The organism is Paenibacillus sp. 598K (assembly GCF_003851045.1).
Lineage (GTDB): Bacteria > Bacillota > Bacilli > Paenibacillales > Paenibacillaceae > Paenibacillus_D.
Genome location: NZ_BFBX01000083.1, coordinates 145,228 through 162,448, shown reverse-complemented (window position 1 = coordinate 162,448; position 17,221 = coordinate 145,228). Strand labels below are relative to the sequence as shown.

Sequence of the window (17,221 nt, the reverse complement as noted above, 5' to 3'; positions counted from 1 at the left end):
GGCGGTGCGACGAGCGGCCATATAGCTCTCCAGCGACGGCGTCGCCGAGCCGAGCACGACGGCGGCGCCATGCTGTCTCGCCCGCCGCACCGCCACGTCGCGGGCATGATACTTCGGACTCTCCTCCTGCTTGTACGACGACTCATGCTCCTCGTCGATGATGATCAGGCCGATCGACTCCAGGGGGGCGAAGATCGCCGAACGGGCGCCGATCGCCACCTTGGCCTGACGATGCCGGATCTTGCGCCATTCGTCATAGCGCTCGCCCTGCGACAGCCGACTGTGCAGCACCGCCACCTCCTCGCCGAAGCGCCCCTTGAACCGCTCGACCATCTGCGGCGTCAGCGAGATCTCCGGCACCAGGACGATCGCCTGGCGTCCGCTCGCGATGCAGCCGGCGATCGCCTGCAGGTACACCTCCGTCTTGCCGCTGCCTGTGACGCCCTGCAGCAGGAAGACGCGGGACACCTGCGCCTCGACCGCTTCGGCGATCGGCGCCAGCACTTGCCGTTGACCATCCGTCAGCGGCAGCGGCTGCGAGCGCTCGAAGTCTCGTCCGGCATACGGGTCGCGCGACTGCTCGACCTCTCGCAGCTCGAGCAGTCCCTTGTCGGCGAGCGCCCGGACGCTGCTCGCCGAGGCTCCGGCCTCCAGCAGCAGCGCTTGCAACGGGATGGGCGACTCGCTAGACAGCACCTGCTCCAGCAGCTGTCGCTGCTTGGCCGCGCGCGTCGGCAAAGCCGCTAGCGCCTGCGCCGCCGCGTCTCTGTCCGCAGGCGGGAAGACGGTCAGCACAGTGCGTACGGCGAGCCGGTCCTTGACCCGGACATCCTCGATCAATGCGCCACTCTCGAGCGCCTCGCGAATTTCCCGGGCATACTGCGGGTAACGCTGTTGCAGCGACGCAAGCTTCATGCTTCCTTGCCGCTGCACCAGCTCCGTCAGCTCCTCCGGCAGCGCCGTCTGCCACAGTCCCTGCCTGTCCGCAGCCTCCTGACCCAGACGGATATAGCGCTCGGCCTTGCCCTTGAGCGCCGACGGGAGCATCGCCTGCAGCGCGGCGATCCAGGTGCACAGATACTTCTCGCTGATCCACCGCGCCAGCGCGACCAGATCGGCCGAGAGCGGCGGCAGCGGGTCCAGCAGCTCGGCGACGTCCTTGAGCCGGCTGCCAGTCACCTCGGCAGCCTCGGTCAGCTCGACCACGAAGCCCTGCAGCGTCCGACCGCCGAACGGCACGCCGACCCGGCTGCCGACCTCGATCCAGCCGGACATCGCCGGCGGGATGCGGTAATCGAAGGGGCGATCGGTCTGACGACTCGGCACATCGACGATAACTCGTGCGATCAAGACGCCCCGCCCGCCCGACGCTCCATCCGCTCGGCGATCAAGGCGAGCAGCCGATCCGCGACCTCCCGCTTCGAGAGCTGCGGCCACGAAGCAACCGCGCCGCGCTTGTCGTAGACGGTGACGATATTGGTGTCGCCGTGGAAGCCGGCGCCTTCGGCGGATACGTCGTTGCCGACGATCAGATCGCATTGCTTGCGCTCCAGCTTGTCCATTGCATGGCGCTCGAGCGCCTCCGTCTCTGCAGCGAAGCCGACGAGGAACTGGCCTTGCTTGCGCTCGCCGAGCAACTGCAGGATATCCTCGGTCCGCTCGAGCTGCAGCGTCATCGCCGCCCCGTCGTCGCCGCTCTTCTTGAGCTTCTCGGAATGCTTGATCACTGGACGATAATCGGCGACCGCCGCCGCCTTGACGACGAGGTCGGCATCGTCAAAGCGTGACAGCACGGCCGCGAGCATATCCGACGCCGACTCGGCGCGGACGATCTCGATGCCGCTCGGCGCCTCCGCCATCGTCCGCGCGGCCACGACCGTCACCTGCGCCCCCATATCCCGCGCTGCGGCAGCGATAGCGTAGCCCATCTTGCCCGACGAATCATTGGTCAAGTAACGTACGGGATCGATGCGCTCGACCGTGCCTCCTGCGGTGATGAGCACCCGCTTGCCGGCGAGCAGCCGGCGCTGGTCGAAGTGGGCGCGCACCGCCTCGACGATCTCCTCCGGTTCGGCGAGCCTGCCCTTGCCTACGTAACCGCAGGCCAGCAGCCCGCTGCCTGGCTCGACGAAACGGACGCCGCGCGAGGCGAGCAGCTCCATATTGCTGCGGACAGCCGGATGCTCGTACATATGCACATTCATCGCGGGCGCGATCAGGATCGGCGCGGTCGAAGCCAGCACGGTCGTACTGAGCATATCGTCGGCCATCCCGTAGGCCAGCTTGGCGAGGATATTGGCGGTAGCCGGAGCGATCACGATCAGATCGGCGTGGTCCGCCAGATCGATATGCGAGACGACCGCCGGGTCCTGCTCGGCGAAGGTGTCGGTGTAGACAGCATGGCGAGAGAGCACCTGCAGCGTTAGCGGAGCGATGAATTTGACCGCGGATTCGGTCATGATCACGCGGACGTCCGCGCCCGCCTGCGTCAGCTTGCTGCAGAGCGCGGCCGCCTTGTACGCGGCGATGCCGCCGGTAACGCCCAGCACGATTCGTTTGCCTGTCAGCATCAGTCGGTATCTTCCTTTCGCAAGCGTAGTCGAAAAAAATAACAACCGCGAGGGTTGTTACTTAAAGGTGAGCTTAAGATTTTATCGTAGGATCGGAGATAACCTCGACATGGTCGTTATAGATCTCTTCGAGCGCCACGCCGACAAACTTATGCGAGCGTGGGTTCTTGAGCTCCGACTTGACGCCGTCTCGCAGCGCTCGAGCGCGTCTGGAGGCTGCGACGACAAGCGAATATTTGCTGTCTACTTTTTTGACCATCTCGTCAATGGACGGATACAACATATGCTTCTTCACCTCATACTTTCTCTGATGGCTTCCGCTTCCTTGGCCGTCTCGCCCAGATATCGCTCAATCCGGCAATGCTCGGCGGTGACGATACTCTGGATGCGGCTGCAGGCCGCTTCGATCTGATCGTTGACGACGGCGTAATCGTAGTGGCGCATTAGATTCATCTCACGCACCGCTTCGTTCATCCGATGATCGATCAGTTCATCCGTCTCCGTGCCGCGTCCGGTGATCCGCTGCTTCAGCTCATCGAGCGACGGCGGCGTCAAGAAAATAAATACGCCCTCCTGGAACTTCTCCTTCACCTTGAGCGCGCCCTGAACCTCGATCTCCAGAATAATATCCTTGCCGGAGGCAAGCGTCTTCTCTACGAAGTCGCGCGGCGTGCCATAATAGTTGCCCACATACTCGGCATACTCGAGCAACGCGTCGTGGACGATCATATCCTGGAACTGCTCGCGGGAGCGGAAGAAATAATTGACCCCGTCGACCTCACCCTCGCGCGGCGCACGGGTCGTGGCGGAGACCGAATAGATCAATTCGGGCATCCGGTGGCGGAGCACCGAGCAGACGGTGCCCTTGCCGACGCCGGAAGGTCCTGACAATACAATCAATAATCCTTTTTTCATGATACTCCCCATCTGTTCGTCCTATTCGTCGTGATCGTCATCCTTGGTGGACAACCGATGCGCCACGGTCTCCGGCTGAACGGCGGAGAGAATGACATGATCGCTGTCAGTAATGATGACGGCACGCGTGCGGCGCCCGTATGTCGCATCGATGAGCATGTGACGGTCCCGCGCTTCCTGGATAATCCGTTTGATCGGCGCCGACTCCGGGCTGACGATCGAGATGATGCGATTAGCAGAAACAATGTTCCCGAATCCGATATTAATGAGTTTAATAGCCATGACTTCGATTCCCTCCGGTTTTCCAAGTGCATTCACTCGCAAGAATGATAATCGCTTCGTCAGCGCGCGGGGTCCGGCGGCATGACGGCGGGCCCCGCGCCTATAATGTTTCGAAGTTACAGGCATAGAGATGCTGGAATGCTACTCAGTGTTGACGAAAAAAAATGGATGCATACGTTCACGGCTTGGCCATCAATGACCTTATTCTAATCCATTTTCAAAACGGGAACAAGTGAAAATGCGGAAATTTAGGCCAAATAACTACTTATCCTCGCAAAATCTCCTGCTGACGCCCGGTTTTGACCCAAACATACTCGGTCAGCTCGGCGGACATCTCGTAGAACATAAACGGCGTCATCAGGTAGATGCCGTTGAAATGCGGCAACGCGCTGTCGAGCAACTCCTTGGCGATCCGTACACCCTCGGCGCGTCCCTGCTCGCCCTCGAGCCCGTGCATGCGCTGGCGCACCTCGTCGGAGAGCTGGATGCCGGGCACCTCATTATGCAGATACTCAGCGTTGCGACCGCTCGCCAGCGGCATGATGCCGAGGAATACCGGGATCGGCAGATGCGCTGTCGCTTTGGCGATCTCTTCGATCAAGCGCGGATCATAGACTGGCTGCGTCATAATATAATCGGCGCCCGAACTGATCTTCTTCTCCAACCGCTGCACGGCCTTCTCCAAATATTTGACGTTCGGGTTAAAGGCCGCCCCTACGACGAAGTCCGCACGCTGCTTGAGCGGCTTGCCGGAGAAGGCGATCCCTTCGTTGAGCTGCTTGATCATCCGGATCATCTCAAAGGAGGTCAGATCGTATACCGAGCTGGACCCTGGCAGATCGCCGAAGCGAGCCGGGTCGCCGGTCACCGCGAGCACATGATCGATACCGAGCGCATCAAGCCCCATCATGTGGGACTGCGTGCCGATCAGGTTGCGGTCGCGGCAGGCGATGTGCACGAGCGGCCGGATGCCCGTGCGCTCCTGGAGCAGCGAGGCGAGCGCGATGTTGCTCATCCGCGTGACGGCCAGCGAGTTGTCGGCCATCGTCAGCGCGTCGGCTCGCACCGCCTTGAGCGCCTCTGCCCCAGCCATAAACTTGCGGATATCGAGATCCCGCGGCGGATCAAGCTCGACGATCACCGTGTGACGCTGACGGACCAGATCGACCAGGCTTGGCTCCTTCGGCGGCGGCTCCTGAGCACCACCTGCACCTCCCTCGGGCGACCGGACCTCAAGACGCTCTGACTGCAGCTCGGCCTCGGCCTCGACCGGCTGCGGCTCGTAGCCTTGCAGGGCGCCGCTGATCGCGGCGCAATGCTCCGGCGTCGTCCCGCAGCAGCCGCCGATCAGACGCGCGCCGCGATCTGCGAACTTCCGGGCCATATCGCCGAAGTATTCCGGCGGCGCCGTATACGTGTATTGCCCATCTACATAATCGGGAATCCCCGCATTCGGGAATACCGAAAGCGGGATGCCGATATCGCCCTGCACCGTATCGAGCGCGCGCAGGATGCCGACCGGACCGCTGCGGCAATTGAGACCGACGACATCTGCCCCTGCCGCCTCCAGACGCGCGAATGCTTCGGACAAGGTCACGCCATCCTTGGTGCGTCCGACATCCTCAGCCGAGAGCTGGCAGATCGTCGGGATGTCGCCCGCTTCCCGCACCAGTGAGAGGACAAGCAGCAGCTCCTCCAGGTCAAAGAAGGTTTCCATAATCAGACCGTCGACGCCGCTCTCCAGCAGCGCAGCGATCTGCGTGCGGAACGCCTTGCGCAGCTCCGAGGTGCGGATCGTCTTGCGCTGACCGCTGCGGATTGAGCCGATCGAGCCAACGACGTAAGCATCCTCGCCGACCGCCTCCCGCGCCAGTTGGACGCCAGCGCGGTTCAGCTTCACGACCTCGCCCTCCAGACCGTATTTGGACAGCTTCTCATAGTTCGCCGAGAACGTATTGGTCTCGATCAGTCGGGCTCCCGCCTCGTAGTACGCACGATGCACATTCCGGATGACCTCCGGACGCAGCGTGTTGAACTCCTCAAACGATACGCCGACAGGAAAACCCAACTGGTACAAATACGTTCCCATCGCGCCGTCGCCGGTAATCAGCGAACGCGTTACGGCCTCCCGCAAATCTGGTTTCATCGGCCTCTCCCACCCCTTATACTCATCATTGAATATGCCTATTCGTTCCAAAAGCCGAAAAGCAGCGCCCGGACAGCAACTGCTTTTCGGCTCTATTATTCGGCTGTCAGCCTTGCACCGTGCCGCGGAACACCTCTGCCGCCGGGCCGGTCATATAGACATGATTATCGGCTTCGCTCCACTCGATCAGCAAGTCGCCGCCCTTCAGCGACACGGTTGCGATACGATCGGTCCAGCCGTTCAGCACCGAAGCGACGACCGTCGCGCATGCGCCTGTGCCGCAAGCCAGCGTCGGACCTGCGCCGCGCTCCCAGACTCGCATATCGGCTTGCTGTCGCGAGTTGACGGTGACGAACTCGACGTTGATCTTGCGCGGGAACAGCGGATGCGTCTCCAGCTTGGGGCCCCACTGCTGCAGATCAAATTCCTTGGCGTCGTCGACGTAGATGACGCAGTGCGGATTGCCCATCGAGACAGCGGTGAAGCGGAACTGCCTGCCCTCCAGCTCGATCGGATGATCGACAACGCGGTCCAGATCGACTGTCGTCGGCACCTGCAGACCGGACAGCACCGGCTCGCCCATGTCCACGCGCACGGTCGCCACCTTGCCGCCCTCGATCGTCAGCTGCACGCGCTGGACACCGGCGCCCAGTGTTTCTATCGTAATCTGATCCTTATCGGTCAGACCGTTGTCATAGACATACTTGGCGACGCAGCGGATCGCATTGCCGCATTGCTCGGCCTCCGAGCCGTCGGAGTTGATGATGCGCATCCGGAAGTCTGCTTGCTCCGAAGGCAGAATATAGACGAGGCCGTCCGCTCCGATGCCGAAGAACCGGTTGCACAGCTCGATCGCCAGCTCCGATACCCGCTCAGGCAGCGCCTGTTCGCCTGCGACGACGATGAAGTCGTTGCCGAGGCCATGCATTTTTGTAAAGTTCATTTGCGTTGCACTCCTTCAGGTACCTGCTAATGGCTAGTTTTCCTATTAGCATAATACAAAGCGGGAGGAAACGCCATGTCTTTTTTGCTCCTGCTTACCCTCCTGCTCCTCAACGCGCAGCCGGACGAGGGCCGCCCAGCGGCGTGCGGTGTTGGGTCTTCTTTTTGGACGAGCCAAGCACGCTGCCGATGCCCATCACGAACGTCGGGATGCCCGCAGCGACGAAGACGAGACACCAATGTCTGAAGTCAAGCGGCACCGTCTTGAAGATCGGCTGCAGCGCTTCGATGTAGAGCACGCCCAGCATGAGCAGCAGCGACGACAGCACCGCCAGCACCAGATAACGGTTCTGCAACGGATTGCGATGGAAGATCGAGCGCGAGCTGCGGCAATCAAACACATGGATCAGTTGAGCCATGACCAACGTAGCGAACGCGACCGTCTGGGCCTCGATCAGATTGCCGGGATTCTCGCGCAGCGTAATCCAGAACGCGCCAAGCGTGCAGATGCCGATCAGGAAGCCGCGGCTAAGGATTTTCCAGCCGAGCCGGCGAGAAAAGATATTTTCCTTGGCCGATCTGGGCTTATGCTTCATCAGATCCTTCTCCGCCTGATCGACGCCAAGCGCCATCGCCGGCAGCCCGTCCGTGACCAAGTTCACCCACAAAATCTGGATCGGCACGAGCGGCAGCGGCAGTCCGGCCATCATCGCCAGGAACATCGTCAAAATCTCGCCGACGTTGGAGGCCAGCAGGTAGCGGATGAATTTGCGGATATTCTCGTAGATGCCCCGCCCTTCCTCGATCGCTGCGACGATCGTCGCGAAGTTGTCGTCGCTGAGGACCAGCGCCGACGCCTCCTTGGACACGTCCGTGCCGGTGATGCCCATAGCGATGCCGATATCCGAAGCTTTGATGGCAGGGGCGTCGTTGACGCCGTCTCCGGTCATCGCCACGACATGGCCTTGGCGCTGCAGCGACTTGACGATGCGCAGCTTGTGCTCGGGCGAGACGCGAGCATACACGTAGATGTTGTCGACCTCGCGATCCAACTGCTCATCGGTCATCGCCGCCAGCTGACGGCCGTTGACCGCGACGCCGCCGCGCGGCAGGATGCCGAGCTGGCCGGCGATCGCCTCGGCAGTCGTCTGATGATCGCCGGTGATCATCACCGTCTTGATGCCCGCCTGGCGGCAGACGGCGATCGCGTCGCGGACCTCCTTACGCGGCGGATCGATCATGCCGCTCAAGCCTACGAATACGAGCTGCTGCTCCGCCTCCTGCTCGGTCTCGACGCTCTCCTGGCCGCGGATATCCCGATAGGCCATGCCCAGCACCCGCAGTGCAGAAGCAGCCATTCCCTCTGCGGCAGCCGCGATCTTCTGCCGCAGCGTCGCCGTCAGCGGGATGACGTTGCCGTCCCACAGCACATGCGTGCATTGCTCGAGCAGCATGTCGGAGGCGCCCTTCACGCAGAGCAGGCGGCCGCCCTGATGCGTGACGACGACCGACATCCGCTTGCGCTCAGAGTCGAAGGGAAACTCCCGCTCCCGCTTGTACAGCCCCTCCAGCGCCTTGGCCGACAGACCCATCTTGGCGGCCAGCACAGCCAGCGCACCCTCCGTCGGATCGCCCTTCAGCAGCCATTCGCCTTCCTCGCCTTGCGTTGCTTTGGCGCGCTTGCCCCGCTCCTCCTCAGGCTCCTTCTTGTAGAGGACCGAGTTGTTGCACAGCGCCGCCACCTGGAGCAGTCGGCGCAGGCCCTGATCCTTCTTCAGATCGACATGCGCGCCAGACTCCGTAATCTCGCCTTCGGGGACGTATCCCTCCCCGCTCACCTCGAGGCTGCGACCGCCCAGCCATAGCCGGGTGACCGTCATCTTGTTCTGGGTCAACGTGCCGGTCTTGTCAGAGCAGATGACCGAGGCGCAGCCCAGCGTCTCGACTGACGGCAGCTTGCGGACGATCGCCTTGCGCTTGATCATCCGCTGCACGCCGAGTGCCAGCGCGATCGTGACGATCGCCGGTAGCCCCTCGGGGATCGCCGCTACCGCCAGGCTGACGCCGGCGAGGAACATCCCGTACGCCGGCTGTCCGTGCAGGATGCCTGCGACGACGACCATCACCGTCAAGGCGACCGCGACGATGATCAGGATCTTGCCGAGCTGCTCCAGCCGATGCTGCAGCGGCGTCTCCATCGCCTCGGTCTGCTGGATCAGATCGGCGATCGTCCCCATCTCCGTCTGCATCCCGGTACGGACGACGATGCCCTTGGCCGTGCCTCTCGTCACCATCGTCCCCATGAAACCGAGATTGCGCTGGTCGCCGAGCGGCAGCTCGCTCTCGCGGATCGGCAGCGCCGTCTTGCCGACGGGCACCGACTCGCCTGTCAGCGCCGACTCCTCTGCGTACAAGCTATTCGTCTCGAGCAGCCGAATGTCGGCCGGCACACGGTCTCCCGGCTCCAGCAGCACCAGATCGCCAGGCACCAGATCGCTCGCAGCGACGCTGATCACCTGACCGTCGCGCACGACGCTGGCGCTTGGCGCCGACAGCGCCTTGAGCGCCCGCAGCGAGCGTTCCGCACGGAACTCCTGGACGAAGCCCAGGATGCCGTTGATGACGATGATCGCGATGATCGTCACCGCGTCGAGATATTCTCCTAGCAACGCAGAGATGAGCGTCGCACCGACGAGCACCAGCACCATAAAGTCCTTGAACTGATTGAGCAGCAAAGTAAGCGGCGAGATTCGCTTGCCTTCGGACAGCTCATTGCGCCCGTAGCGCTCCAGCCGCTCCGCCACCTCCTCGGAGGCGAGGCCGCGGACAGGGTCACAGCCGATTTGCCGGCTCAGCTCCTCTGCATCCATTTGATGCCACTTTTTTTGTTCCATGTTCCTTTAGTCCCCTCCCGCTTCGTCCGGCTGCCCGATCGAACAGCCTGTCATGGCCTAATGTATTCGGACAAACCGTAATTTATCACCGGCAGGGCTTAAGTTTTTGGGACAACTATGGCATGATAGAAGAACTGTATACTTCTCAGGCTGCCTCCAAAGATTCGATCCCGTGCCTCTTCGGCCTTTTGAGGGCAAGCCTGAATCATGCATTCATTGAAGGAGATTGAGAAAATGGCATTGGACGGCATCGTCACGCGCGCGATCGCAGCCGAGCTGCAAGGCTGCATCGGCGCACGCATTCATAAAATCCATCAACCCGCCCCCCGCGACCTGGTCCTCCAGATCCGCGGCAACGGCGCGCAGGGCAAGCTGCTGCTCTCCGCCAATCCGACGTACCCGAGAGTGCACTGGACCAAACAGACGTATACAAATCCGAAGGAAGCGCCGATGTTCTGCATGCTGCTGCGCAAATATTGCGAAGGCGGCATCATCGAGCAGGTGAAGCAGATCGGCAACGAGCGCATCCTCCATCTAACGATCCGCAGGCGCGACGAGCTCGGCGACGTCATGCTGCGCACGCTCGTTATCGAGCTGATGGGTCGGCATAGCAACATCATGCTGATCGATCAGGATACAGGCGTCATCCATGACGGCATCCATCATGTGACGCCGGCGATCAGCAGCTACCGGACCGTTATGCCAGGCTCCGCCTACATGCCGCCGCCCGACCAGCGCAAAGCCAATCCGCTGGACGTGGATTCGGCAGCTCGCCTGGCCGAGCAATTGGAGGAGACGGACGGGCTCTCCGCGCTCCCGCAGCGGCTCGTTGAGGCATTCAGCGGCGTCAGTCCGCTGCTCGCTCGCGAGCTCGGCCATCGCAGCGGGCTGACGCAGTCCGCCGAGGCGACGGATATCCGGGAGCGGCTGTGGCCGGTGTTCGACGCGATGATGACCGACTTCCGCGAGCAGCGCTATACGCCGGTCATCGTCACCGAGCCTGGAGGACGCTCTGTCTTCGCCGTCACCGCGCTTACCCATCTGGACAGTCCTGCCGACGCTTATGAGAGCATCAGCGAGTGTCTCGAGGCCTACTATGGCGACAAAGCGCAGCGCGATGTGGTCAAGCAGCGCGTCTCCGATTTGTTGCGATTCCTCGCCAACGAGAAGAGCAAAAACGTAAAAAAACTGGAGAAGCTGGCGGAGACGATCGAGGAAGCCAAAGAAGCTGATCGCTATCGCGTGCTCGGCGAGTTGATCACAACGTATATGCATCAGATCCAGAAGGGAGATGCAGAGGCGGAGGTGGTCAACTACTACGATGAAACAGGCGCCACCGTAACGATCGCGCTCGATCCGCAGCTGTCGCCCTCGGAAAATGCGCAGCGCTACTTCAAACGGTACAATAAAGCGAAAAACAGTCTAAGCATGGCAACGGAGCAGATGACCGCTGCGCGCGAGGAGATCCGCTACCTCGAGACGCTGCAGCAGCAGCTCGACAGCGCCTCGCTCGCCGACATCGAAGAAATCCGCGAGGAGCTGATCGAGCAGCAGTACCTGAGGGATCGCAGCAAACGCGGCGGCAAAAAGAAAAAACCGGCCCGGCCGTCGCTGCTATCCTATACGTCGTCCGAGGGGGCGAGCATCCTCGTCGGCAAAAACAATACGCAAAACGAATATCTGACGAACCGGCTAGCGTCCTCCTCGGATACGTGGCTGCATACGAAGGATATCCCCGGCTCGCATGTCGTCATCCGCGGCGGCAGCTTCGGCGACGCCACGCTGGAGGAGGCTGCGATGCTCGCCGCTCATTATAGTCAGGCGCGCGCATCGAGCCAGGTTCCGGTCGACTATACGCTGATCCGCCATGTCCGCAAGCCGAGCGGCGCCAAGCCCGGCTTCGTCATCTATGATCATCAGAAGACGTTGTTCGTCACGCCAGACGAGCAGCGCCTCCAGGCGTTGCCCGTGACCGCGCTGACGTAGCGAGCCGCGATTGCGGCAGCTATGGTTGATCGCCCCACGCCAAAAGCGCCCCCAGCATCTGATGCTGAGGGGCGCTTCCTTTTGTGCGTGGCTAGCTTGCGGAACCAGGCACCCGACTCTGCGATGCCAGAAGAAAGTGACTCCTCTTCGCACCGCTTGCGACTCAGGCGTCTCGCGATATCCGCTCAGTCTCCAGCAGTGTCTGTATCCGGTGCACGGCACGCTTGCCGTCGCCATGGATCATATGGATTGCCCGGCTACCCGAGAGCGTCGCCGTCTGCCGCACGACCGCGCCGCCTATAAAGGCGAGCGTATGCGGCGATGCCGCGGCGATCCGACGATCAAGCTCCAGCAGGAAAGGCTCGGCCTGCTTCAGCAGTTCCTCCGATGAGAAGCTCAGAGCGATCGCCTCGGGCTGCAGATCGTCAATGCAGTCGAGGATGCCCTTAATCGCGGGCGAGGCTCCCAGATAGACGACTCTGTATCCGGCTTGGCGAGCGAAAAATCCGACGAACAAAATGCCAAGCTCATGCCGCTCGCCCGGACCGCAAGCCGTAACGAGCAGCGGCTGGTCGGCATGCGAGCGAAACTGTGCGCACAACGCCTGAACGGTCTCTCGAATCAAATGGCTGCCAAAATGCTCCTGGTACTCGGAAATCTGCTGCCGCTCCCAACGTTCGCCCAGCCCGACAAGCACCGGTTGCAATATATGGGTCAGCACATGCTCGGCCGGATACTGCCACAGAAAGCGGTCGATCAGTCGGCGCGCCCGCTCCTGATCGATCTGCTCGATCGCCGCCAGCAGCTCGCTTACCGGCTCGTCCCAGAGCGCGGAAGGCCCGACGAAGGCGGATACCGGCGAGAGCTCCAGACGCTCCGGGAAGCTGGCGGAACGCGGCGACGCAGCCTCGCGGCGTTCCTTCTCCATCACCGCCATAGCGATTGATACGCCGTCATCCACTTGTCGCTTCAGCCAGCGCAACGTCTCGATATCGTCCTTGCTGTACGCCCGGTACCCGTTGGGCAGCCGCTTGGGCGAGACGGCCCGATACCGTTCCTCCCATTTGCGGATCAATTGGGTCGAGAGCTCGGTCTGCGCAGCCACTTCCTTGATCGTATAGATCCGCTCCTTCATCACTCTCGCCTCCCCGCCTGCCGCAGTAAAGTGAGGACACTCATATCGACCGTGCGCGAGCCGATCTCGCCGTGGAATACCTGACCTTGACGCACGCCATGGAAGTCTGACCCCGCTGTCGCGATCAGGTCCAGCTGTGCCGCCAAGGATGCATATCGCGCTTCCTGCTCGGCGGTGTGGTCCGAGTGCGCAACCTCGAGCCCTGTCAGGCCCTCGCCCGCCAGCAGCTCGATCACTCGATCGTCGCCGTAGAGCCCCGGATGCGCCAGCACGCTGACGCCGCCCGCCTCGCGGATCCACGCGACTGCCTCCTGCGGCGTCACCTTCGGCACCGCGACATAAGCGGCTGCCCCTTCCGCCAGATAGCGATCGAAGGCCTCCCTCATCGTGGCGACGACGCCTTTGGCGAGCAGTACCGCTGCGATGTGCGGCCGTCCGACCGATTCGTCGGCGGCTGCCTTGCCGGCAGCCGCCCGCACCTCCTCCATCGTCACGACCAGTCCCAGCTCGCCGAGTCTGGCCAGGATGCGCTCGTTGCGCCGCTCTCGCCCTTCGCGCAGCTGTGCCAGCCGCTCCTGCCAGAGCGGCTGCCGCCAGTCGGGTCCGTAACCGAGCACATGGATATCCCGCCCTTCCCAACTCGTGCTGATCTCTACGCCTGCCAACACCTCGATCCCGACGCGCGCCCCTTCCCGGAGCGCCTCCTCTACGCCGGCCATCGTGTCATGATCCGTGATGGCCATCCCCGCCAGCCCTGCCTCATGGGCGAGACGCACGACCTCGGCGGGCGTGAGCAGCCCGTCAGAGGCCGTCGTATGGAGATGCAGATCAGCCCGGTTCATAACCATTGCCTCAGATCCCGTTCGCGCAGGAACGCGAGGAAGGTTACCGCCGAAATCGGGAGGAGAGCCGACTTCAAATAGATGGAATAAAACTGACGTTTGAACTGCACATCAGTAATCGGGAGCGTGCGGATAAGCCCAAGCGACACTTCGTGCTTCACCGAGGAGCTCGAGAGGAACGAGACGCCAAGTCCAGCCTCCACCGCCGACTTGACTGCCCCTGTGCTGCCGAGTTCCATGACGATCTTCAGGGAAGCCAGGTCAATCTGGCAGCGTCGCAGCTCCTCCTCCATCACCAGTCGAGTCCCGGACCCTTGCTCGCGCAGCACGACAGGATACTCGAGCACATCGCGGATCGACACCTCAGAGGCAGCAGCCAAGGGGTGAGAGGACGCGACGACCAGCTTCAGCTCATCGCTCAGCACTGCCTCCATGTGCATGTCGGGATGATTGATCGGCGCTTCGATCAGTCCGAAGTTGAGCTGATGGTTGACGATCTCCTCCGTAATCTGGGCCGTGTTCATCACCTTCATGCTGATGCCGATATGCGGATACTCCTGTCCGAAGGGGCCGAGCAGCCGAGGCAGGATGTATTCGCCGATCGTCAGCGAAGCGCCAAGCTGGAGCCTTCCCTTCAACTGCTTGGTGAACTTCGACATCGAAGCATCTGTCTCGCGGATCAGATCGATGCTGCGCTGGGCGTAGGGGATCAACGCGCTGCCTGCCTCAGTCAGCTCGATGCGCTTGGTTGAACGGTGCAGCAGCTTGGTGCCAAAATAGTCCTCGAGCGACTGAATCTGCATCGTCACGGCAGGCTGCGTCATATGCAGCGCTTGCGCGGCGGCGGAAAAGCTCCCCCGCTCGGCAACCGTATAAAAAATATGAAGTTGATGAAAATTGAGTGCCATAACGGTCATCCTTTCTGTACTGCCTATTATAGCAAAGGTTGGACAAAGCAGCGACACCCAAGGTGAAACGTTTACGCCATCCTTTGGCGGCATTTATGGCACAACAAAAAAACACGCCTCTCTTTGAGGGCGTGCGGGCATCAAGGTGCAACGGTCCATCGGGCTGCGTCGCGGCTCTCGCCGACGAATGGTTACTTGCGCTTGCGGCTGTTCTTGATCAGGGTCATCCTCCGCGAATGTCGCAACCATGAGTAATACGATTTCAAATCGCGCAGCTCGATCGTCTCCGACATGCGTCCAAGGAAGGTTACGACGATCATCTTGTGAAGTGGATTGCCGACCAGATCGGTCTCGCGCTCCAGCTTGGCAAACTCGGCGACGAAGACGAGATCGTCGTCAATGAGATAGACGTCCTCCTCATTGCGATAGTAGGATTCGACCCGCCCTTGCTTCAAGCACTCCCATATAAACCCGGCGATATCCTCAAACCCTGTTTTCTCACTTTCCACCCGGTCCGCCCAACGGATCTTCGCATGATTCGTGATGACGACGTCAGCGACCTTCTTGTCGCCGAGCACGACATGAAATGATTCATATGTATTCCATCTTTCGGTTGTTTTGTCTTTCATCTCGAATCCACTCCCCTCGCAAACCGAATGCGAAACAGGTATTTGTACCTATATTCTACCACGATCATAGTGTAATGCATATGGTATAACAAGAATAAGGTCCTATTTATGGTCAATAAGACCCATTCTCTCTAAATTATAATGAATAAAAACGCGTCTTGTCTTCCATATCCGAAGAGTATTCCGTTTTTAGCTCGTTGCGATACGAGCGCTCGATTTTTTTGACGAACGGGAGACGTTGAATGTTGCGAATCGTGTCCTCTGCTCGAACAGTATCCATATAAATGACGACATAATGAAGCTTGCGTGACATATAATAGACGGATCCGTACTTATCCAGCGTTCTCGCCGCTTTCAAGTCGCTGACCCAGACAATATAGCCTGTTCTTTCAGAGAACATGGTCTTCCTCCTTTGGTCGATAATGGACCGGCGCGGGTAAGCGCCGGCCTCTCTTTAGCCACAGCCGCCGCTGCCGCACGAGCACGAGCCGCCGCTCCCGCAGCCGCCGCCAGCAGCGCGCTCGTTGCCCGGCACTTTCACTGTCTCGGACACGGCATACGCGATTAACTGCGCGGTCTCATGCAGCAGCTCGTCGACCTCGCGCTCGGCCGCCTTGAACCGGCTGACGCTGGGCAACGCGTCCAGCTCGGCCTCCAGCGCCTTCACCTTGTCCTTGGCCTCGTGGTAATCGGGGTGAAAACGGCCAAACCGCTCGCAGTCGGCGAATAGCTCCTTAGCCTTGCGGAAGCGTGCGGCCAACGCTTGCACAGCTTCATCCTCCGATACGACAGCTTTCCAGTATAGATAGTCGGCCACCGGGGCCGATGCGTTGATCATATCGCCCAGCTCATAGGCCCTCAACAGCAAGGCGCCCATGTCGAGTGAAGTCCCGCGACCGTCTTGCGCATCGCTCGCTGCAGACTTCAGCTGATCCAGGGTTAGCATCCGTCCACTCCTCCTCTTCGCAGCTTTTCGGCTGCTTCTCTATCATAACATGAAATGCTTCAAAAAGTAGAGCGCTTTATTGCTCCCTCCGTTACTGTCAAGTGAAGCTTCATCTCATCCCACATCTCCGGCGTCCAGCATACCTGCTCCGGCCGGCCGCAGTCGCTCGCGCGCAGGCGGCCCGATACCGCCCATCCATCCTCCCGCTGCTGCAGCCGCTCGGGGATCAACACCACCAGCTCCGCCTCCCTGCCAAGCTGCAGCGGGAGCTGGCGCTGCAGGGCGACCTCGATCATCTCGCGCGCCGTCGAGGGATGATAACGCCCCAATCGATGCACCCAGGCGGCAGGCAGCTCCGACAGCTCCGGCAGCAGCCTCGCTAGCGTCGGGGGCTCGCCGGGCGGCAGCAACGTCGGCTCGTCGCCGCCAGGCCGCCCATCGAGCGCCGCTTGCCGTTCCGCCGACGCTCCCTTCTTGTGCGTCTCTCCGACCATCCGTACCGCTACTGCATCGACCGATGCCTCCACCCCCCACTGACGCAAGGTCGCTGCATATGTCGGATCCAGAGGGGCTGCCGATGCCGCGCCGAGCTGCTCGATCAGCGCCTCGGTGCTCCATCCGAGCCCGCAAGCCTCCGCCACCGACTCCGCCGTCATCCTGTAGGTCGTGTATAGTTCGTGACTGACTCGCTCGGCGGTCATCTCCAGCAGCCAGCGCACCTGGAGGGAGCTCTCGCGGGTCAAGATCAGCTCGCCGCTCCGCTGGATGCGCAGATGCTCGGGCTCGGACACTGCCGGATCGGACGCTGCGGGCCGCATCGACACCGCCCAGCGGTACAGGCGGCTGCCATCCGCCCCGATCCCTTGCTCCAGCCAGCCTAGTCGACTCAGACGCTCCAGCAGCTCAAGGCTGCCCGCCCCGGCCCGATCGCCGCCGGAGCGGCAAGCCCAGTCGATCAGCTCGTCCGTGCGATGCCATGACCCGCAGGTCTGGACGCCCAGCGCTGCGGAGGCGCAGGCCTGCGCC

General features: G+C 61.5%; 16 protein-coding genes. 1 reads left to right on the top strand and 15 read right to left on the bottom strand.

Annotated elements, in window-relative coordinates; translation table 11 throughout:
* From priA to PA598K_RS22935, 8 genes are all read right to left on the bottom strand, one after another.
* The coding region (gene priA / locus PA598K_RS22970) for a replication restart helicase PriA (RefSeq protein WP_128659197.1) at positions 1 to 1,350 on the bottom strand (1,350 nt) is incomplete at its 3' end.
* Entirely contained in the window at positions 1,347 to 2,570 is a 1,224-nt protein-coding gene (gene coaBC, locus PA598K_RS22965; protein ID WP_128659196.1) for a bifunctional phosphopantothenoylcysteine decarboxylase/phosphopantothenate--cysteine ligase CoaBC, read from the bottom strand. The genes coaBC and priA, both read right to left, overlap by 4 nt.
* A gap of 73 nt (positions 2,571 to 2,643) precedes the next feature.
* Positions 2,644 to 2,853 (bottom strand): DNA-directed RNA polymerase subunit omega, encoded by a 210-nt coding sequence (gene rpoZ / locus PA598K_RS22960; RefSeq protein ID WP_128659209.1) that lies wholly within the window; start codon positions 2,851 to 2,853, stop codon positions 2,644 to 2,646.
* A gap of 8 nt (positions 2,854 to 2,861) precedes the next feature.
* Positions 2,862 to 3,485: a guanylate kinase gene (gene gmk, locus PA598K_RS22955; protein WP_128659195.1), complete on the bottom strand. Its 624-nt coding sequence runs from the start codon at positions 3,483 to 3,485 to the stop codon at positions 2,862 to 2,864.
* A gap of 21 nt (positions 3,486 to 3,506) precedes the next feature.
* Positions 3,507 to 3,767: an extracellular matrix/biofilm regulator RemA gene (remA, locus tag PA598K_RS22950; RefSeq protein WP_020615370.1), complete on the bottom strand. Its 261-nt coding sequence runs from the start codon at positions 3,765 to 3,767 to the stop codon at positions 3,507 to 3,509.
* A 265-nt stretch (positions 3,768 to 4,032) separates the two neighbouring features.
* The gene (locus PA598K_RS22945; RefSeq protein WP_128659194.1) at positions 4,033 to 5,913 is read right to left on the bottom strand and encodes a bifunctional homocysteine S-methyltransferase/methylenetetrahydrofolate reductase; all 1,881 of its coding nucleotides are present in this window, start codon (positions 5,911 to 5,913) and stop codon (positions 4,033 to 4,035) included.
* A 106-nt stretch (positions 5,914 to 6,019) separates the two neighbouring features.
* Positions 6,020 to 6,856 (bottom strand): diaminopimelate epimerase, encoded by an 837-nt coding sequence (dapF, locus tag PA598K_RS22940; RefSeq protein WP_128659193.1) that lies wholly within the window; start codon positions 6,854 to 6,856, stop codon positions 6,020 to 6,022.
* A gap of 109 nt (positions 6,857 to 6,965) precedes the next feature.
* Complete coding sequence (locus PA598K_RS22935; RefSeq protein ID WP_128659192.1) at positions 6,966 to 9,749, bottom strand: calcium-translocating P-type ATPase, SERCA-type; 2,784 nt, start codon at positions 9,747 to 9,749, stop codon at positions 6,966 to 6,968.
* Between the two features lie 234 nt (positions 9,750 to 9,983).
* Here PA598K_RS22935 and PA598K_RS22930 point away from each other — a divergent pair, with 234 nt between their 5' ends.
* On the top strand, positions 9,984 to 11,735 hold the full coding sequence (locus PA598K_RS22930; protein WP_128659191.1) for an Rqc2 family fibronectin-binding protein: 1,752 nt from the start codon (positions 9,984 to 9,986) through the stop codon (positions 11,733 to 11,735).
* Positions 11,736 to 11,898: 163 nt separating this feature from the next.
* Here the strand turns inward: PA598K_RS22930 and PA598K_RS22925 are convergent, their stop codons facing one another.
* The 7 genes from PA598K_RS22925 to PA598K_RS22895 all read right to left on the bottom strand — a co-directional run.
* Positions 11,899 to 12,870, bottom strand: a complete 972-nt coding sequence (locus PA598K_RS22925) for a MerR family transcriptional regulator (protein WP_128659190.1) — start codon at positions 12,868 to 12,870, stop codon at positions 11,899 to 11,901.
* Entirely contained in the window at positions 12,870 to 13,718 is an 849-nt protein-coding gene (locus PA598K_RS22920; RefSeq protein WP_128659189.1) for a PHP domain-containing protein, read from the bottom strand. Before PA598K_RS22920 ends, PA598K_RS22925 begins: the two co-directional genes overlap by 1 nt.
* Positions 13,709 to 14,620 (bottom strand): selenium metabolism-associated LysR family transcriptional regulator, encoded by a 912-nt coding sequence (locus tag PA598K_RS22915; protein WP_128659188.1) that lies wholly within the window; start codon positions 14,618 to 14,620, stop codon positions 13,709 to 13,711. The genes PA598K_RS22920 and PA598K_RS22915 overlap by 10 nt, the downstream gene beginning before the upstream one ends.
* Before the next feature lie 191 nt (positions 14,621 to 14,811).
* Complete coding sequence (locus PA598K_RS22910; RefSeq protein WP_128659187.1) at positions 14,812 to 15,249, bottom strand: hypothetical protein; 438 nt, start codon at positions 15,247 to 15,249, stop codon at positions 14,812 to 14,814.
* Positions 15,250 to 15,385: 136 nt separating this feature from the next.
* Complete coding sequence (locus tag PA598K_RS22905; protein ID WP_128659186.1) at positions 15,386 to 15,649, bottom strand: YlbG family protein; 264 nt, start codon at positions 15,647 to 15,649, stop codon at positions 15,386 to 15,388.
* 54 nt (positions 15,650 to 15,703) lie between these two features.
* Entirely contained in the window at positions 15,704 to 16,195 is a 492-nt protein-coding gene (locus PA598K_RS22900; RefSeq protein ID WP_128659185.1) for a YlbF family regulator, read from the bottom strand.
* A gap of 59 nt (positions 16,196 to 16,254) precedes the next feature.
* The coding region (locus PA598K_RS22895) for a helicase-associated domain-containing protein (protein ID WP_185602180.1) at positions 16,255 to 17,221 on the bottom strand (967 nt) is incomplete at its 5' end.

Coding starts and splice junctions, on each gene's coding strand:
- coaBC (WP_128659196.1), bottom strand. CDS start 2,570: ATGCTGACAGGCAAACGAATCGTGCTGGGCGTTACCGGCGGCATCGCC.
- rpoZ (WP_128659209.1), bottom strand. CDS start 2,853: ATGTTGTATCCGTCCATTGACGAGATGGTCAAAAAAGTAGACAGCAAA.
- gmk (WP_128659195.1), bottom strand. CDS start 3,485: ATGAAAAAAGGATTATTGATTGTATTGTCAGGACCTTCCGGCGTCGGC.
- remA (WP_020615370.1), bottom strand. CDS start 3,767: ATGGCTATTAAACTCATTAATATCGGATTCGGGAACATTGTTTCTGCT.
- PA598K_RS22945 (WP_128659194.1), bottom strand. CDS start 5,913: ATGAAACCAGATTTGCGGGAGGCCGTAACGCGTTCGCTGATTACCGGC.
- dapF (WP_128659193.1), bottom strand. CDS start 6,856: ATGAACTTTACAAAAATGCATGGCCTCGGCAACGACTTCATCGTCGTC.
- PA598K_RS22935 (WP_128659192.1), bottom strand. CDS start 9,749: ATGGAACAAAAAAAGTGGCATCAAATGGATGCAGAGGAGCTGAGCCGG.
- PA598K_RS22930 (WP_128659191.1), top strand. CDS start 9,984: ATGGCATTGGACGGCATCGTCACGCGCGCGATCGCAGCCGAGCTGCAA.
- PA598K_RS22925 (WP_128659190.1), bottom strand. CDS start 12,870: ATGAAGGAGCGGATCTATACGATCAAGGAAGTGGCTGCGCAGACCGAG.
- PA598K_RS22920 (WP_128659189.1), bottom strand. CDS start 13,718: ATGGTTATGAACCGGGCTGATCTGCATCTCCATACGACGGCCTCTGAC.
- PA598K_RS22915 (WP_128659188.1), bottom strand. CDS start 14,620: ATGGCACTCAATTTTCATCAACTTCATATTTTTTATACGGTTGCCGAG.
- PA598K_RS22910 (WP_128659187.1), bottom strand. CDS start 15,249: ATGAAAGACAAAACAACCGAAAGATGGAATACATATGAATCATTTCAT.
- PA598K_RS22905 (WP_128659186.1), bottom strand. CDS start 15,649: ATGTTCTCTGAAAGAACAGGCTATATTGTCTGGGTCAGCGACTTGAAA.
- PA598K_RS22900 (WP_128659185.1), bottom strand. CDS start 16,195: ATGCTAACCCTGGATCAGCTGAAGTCTGCAGCGAGCGATGCGCAAGAC.